Here is a 3942-nt window from a genome sequence, read left to right as displayed (position 1 = left end):
TTGAAAGACCTGAAAGATACGATCCAGGTACTTCTCCTCGAAGCCGATCCCGTTGTCGCTCACCTCGATGAGCCAATAGTTCGTAGCAGACCGAGCTGGCTTTAAAGAGGAGGGCAGATCAGAGCGGGCCATCAAACGGCTTCGCACGCTAATCTGCGGAGGTATGAATGCGCCTTCCGGGGTCGTGCGTCGAAACTTCAGCGCATTCGATAACAGATTCTGAAAGAGTTGCGCTAACTGCCTAGAGTCGCCCGGTACGGTGGGTAACGCAGTTACCTCAACCTGCGCCCCACTCTCCTCGATGGCGACCGATAAGCTTTCCAAAACCTGCTTGACAACGGCCTCCAGCGGCACCGGCTGGTCAACGGCCTGAGTGGCCGAGATCCGGGAAAAGGCCAGCAAGTCTTTAATCAGAATCGACATCCGGCGGGCCGCTTCCTGCATCCGCTCCAGATAAACCAGCTCCTCCCCTGCCGAGACGGTAAACCGTGTTTTTAACAGATCGCCAAACTGCTGAATCTTGCGCAGGGGTTCCTGCAAATCATGGCTGGCGATGTAGGCGAACTGTTCCAGGTTCTGATTGGACCGGATCAGATCAGCATTGACCCGCTCCAAAGCTTGATTGGCGACAACAAAGGCCTCATTGGTTGCTAACAGTTCTTCATTACTGGCCGCTAATTCTTCGTTCGTGGCAGCCAGCTCTTCGGTGCGATACTGGACCTGGTTTTCTAGCGCCAGCTGTAGTTCCCGCTGGATGGTAATGTCCTGGGCCGTACCATTCATCCGAACGGCTTTCCCCAGGGCATCATAGATGGTCTTACCCTGGGCATGCAGGATGCGTTTGTGGCCCGTTTGGGGATGAATCACCGTAAAGATTTCATCGTAATAGCCATCTGATTCGGGATTCAGCGCCCAGGCCAAGGCCCCATCAACCCGTTGCTGATCGCCGGTCGCCAGCAGGGGGATCATCGTCTGGTAAGCCTGCCGGGCCGGATCATAGCCGAACCATTCCACCAGGCGGTCTGAATAGCTCAGCCCGCCCGTGGCCGCATCAATGCTCCAGGTGCCTAACTGAGCCAGCTCCACGGCCCCCTGCAGACCGGCCTGAGCTTCTTCGATCTTTTTTCGGGCCAGGACCTGACTCGTTACATCGACGGCCGTTTCCAAGATGGCGTAAACCTGACCGGTCCCATCCCGCAGGGGGATTAAATTTATATCGAAATAGTACTTGGTCGGCACACCATCCAGGGTTAGCGTGGCCGGGGCCGTCGGGGCCGCAAAGGATATACCACTAGTAAAGACCTGCTCCAGAAGGGCAATGGCGGAGGCTTCCTCCCCACTGCCGGTCAGTACCGACCGGACGGGCCGGCCCACAATACAGGGCCCACGTCCGAAGAAACGGATCATGGGTTCATTGGCCAGTTCAATTACCAGTTCGGGTCCCATAAACAGGCAGGTGGCCACCGGTGCCTCCTCGATGAGGGAGCGAAGTTTGGCTTCACTGGCCTGGGCCATTTTGCGGGCCACCACCTGCGGGGTGACTTCATGGGCTACGACGATAAAGCCATCAATGCGGCCATCACTTAGCCGGAAAGGCTCCCAAATTGAATTAAAATAACAGGTCTCCTCCCGACCATGCCGGTTAATGACGATCTCAAACTCGCTGGCCGGAAACGGAAGGCCCGTGCGGACCAGTTCCCTCGCCAGGGGTTCCAGCGTTGACCTGGTTTCGGGGAGTACCTCAAAGAGGGGTTTGCCTTCTACCTCGGCTCTTGTTTTATCAATGAGCGGCAGATAGGCCTCGTTGACGGTCTCAAACACAAACTCATCCCCGCGAAATACGGCCATCGCGACCGGCGCCTGCATGATCAGGTTGCGGAAGCGAGCTTCGCTTTCCGCCAAGGCTTGCTGGGCCAGCCGCTCGGGTCGCCGGTCGCGCATAACGGCCCCCACCGCGATGGGCTGTCCAGTAAGGGGATCGTCAATGCGAATGGTATTATTATAAACCGGAAACACCTCCCCCGTCTTCAGATGACGAACCAGCATCTCGCCCGACCAGCGCCCGGTGGTCATCACCGATGGCAGGACCTCCTGCTCCACCAGCGCAAAATGCTCGGGGGTGTGCAGCTGGGAGATGGGCGTTTGCTGCACTTGTTGGGCGCTGTCAAAGCCCAGCAGGGCTAGTCCCGCCTTATTGATATACGAGTTTGTCCCATCCAGTTCTAAAATGGACATCAGCTCAACGCTGTTATCGACTAAGGTCAGTAGTTTTTGCTGCGTTTCCTGAGCAATCAATTCGGGCCGTAAGTCCCGCAGGGTGAAGCCTCGTCCAATGGGTTTTCCCGTGTGGGGATCATCGATCCGAACACCGCTGGCCTGACACGGAATTAGCTCGCCCGTAGCAAAGTGTTTAAGATTGACCCGACCTGACCAATACCCCTGCCGGAGTAGTGTCGGAACGGCCACATCGCGAATCAGGGGGTACTGCTCCGTTGAATAGAAATCCGCTACCCGGAGTGCGGCCAACTCATCGGATAAGGGCAGTCCAACCAGCGCTCGACCCGCCTTATTGAGGTAAGTTACCCGCCCATCCAGGTCAGCGATGGCCATAAAATGGAGGCTGTTGTCGACCAGGGCCAGCAATTTGGGCTGGGCGTTGCCCCCCCTTGATTCCTTCGTTTCTTCGTCCAGCAGGGTAAACAGGCGATCCGCCTGGCCGGCTTGGTCATAGAGTAGGGTCGTGTGGAGCTTACACCAGATTACCCCGCCGTCTTTTTGACGACAGCGAAACTGCGTACTCAGCGAGCCAATGTGGCCACTTACCAACTCGTTTAATTGAATGGAGAATAGCGCCTGATCATCCGGGTGAATCGGTAAGGCAAAGGGCTGATGGATCAGTTCGCTGGAGGAGTAACCCGTCAGCTGGCCCAGGGCATTATTGACATAAATCGCTTTGCCACTCGTGTGGGTGATGGCTAAGCCTACCGAGGCCTTCGTAAAAGCCGAGGCCAACGCCTTTTCAACAGGCCGCAGCTTGGGTTGGCGGGCTCGGGATGCCGTAGGTTCGTTCGGCAAACGATCGGTAGATTCGGTCACTTCTCCTTAAATTTGGACTAAACAATTTTAAACAGCTAAGCTAATAAGTTGTCGGCTTGGGTACGCACGTTGAGGCACCTATTTTATGCGGTTGGTCGTCGAAGTGGGCCACTAAAAGGACTTGACTAGTAATAAAATAAGTCGTCTCCTTCCATGCGCCACCCAAGAAGCAGACGTATGTAAGCTAATGGATCTCCTACTGGGGCGTGTGAATTAGACAGTAATTTTACAGTCCAATCAGCAGCATTTGGGCGGGTGCTGCTGCATCTACGGTTCCCTGATTAAGCACTGAAGATTGGAAAGCTTAGGATGACCCACTTTGAGCGTTCTGCTTTGAAAGTAAATTTGAGTAAAAAGTAAAAACACCGACCTTATAAAAATCGGCGTTTCCGGTATCTATCCACACCATTAGGCTTTACCTGCAAGAGCTAAACCCAATAAAGTGCAGCAATATAGACTACATGGTTTAATCATTAACCTGTAAGTCAATATTGGCTACAAACCGGTTAGATGAGTATATGATTAAGTAACAAGGAAGGGAGTGGTTGAGGCTTTGGGTCAAACAGCCGATCTCTAAATGAGCTCGGCTGTTTGACCCAAAAGGTAAGCTAGCTCTAACCCAAGGCTCGTTGAGTAAAGTGGCCCACTAGCCAGAAAGTAAAACAAGTCTTATCGGAGAATGAAGCTAAGTAGAAAGTGGGTGCATTTGAAAAAGGATCAAGCAACCAAATGACTGACCAAGCCCCTCCTATTGCAGGGAGCTAGGCTAGGCCGGTAGGTAGAGGGTAAAGGTGGCCCCTTGACCCGGTTGGCTACGGGCCGTAATCCCCCCGCCATGATTGGTCA

At 54.2% G+C, this 3942-nt stretch carries 1 protein-coding gene; it reads right to left on the bottom strand.

Annotation, left to right across the window (positions count from 1 at the left end):
- Positions 1–3096 (bottom strand): PAS domain S-box protein (locus ACYVK4_RS32430; protein WP_461131735.1); only part of this gene is annotated, 3096 nt, incomplete at its 3' end.
- Positions 3097–3942 lie beyond the last annotated feature (846 nt).

The sequence above is a fragment of the Spirosoma aerophilum genome (assembly GCF_054782495.1).
Note: the sequence above shows the minus strand (reverse complement) of the source record. Positions and strands in the feature narration are given on the sequence as shown.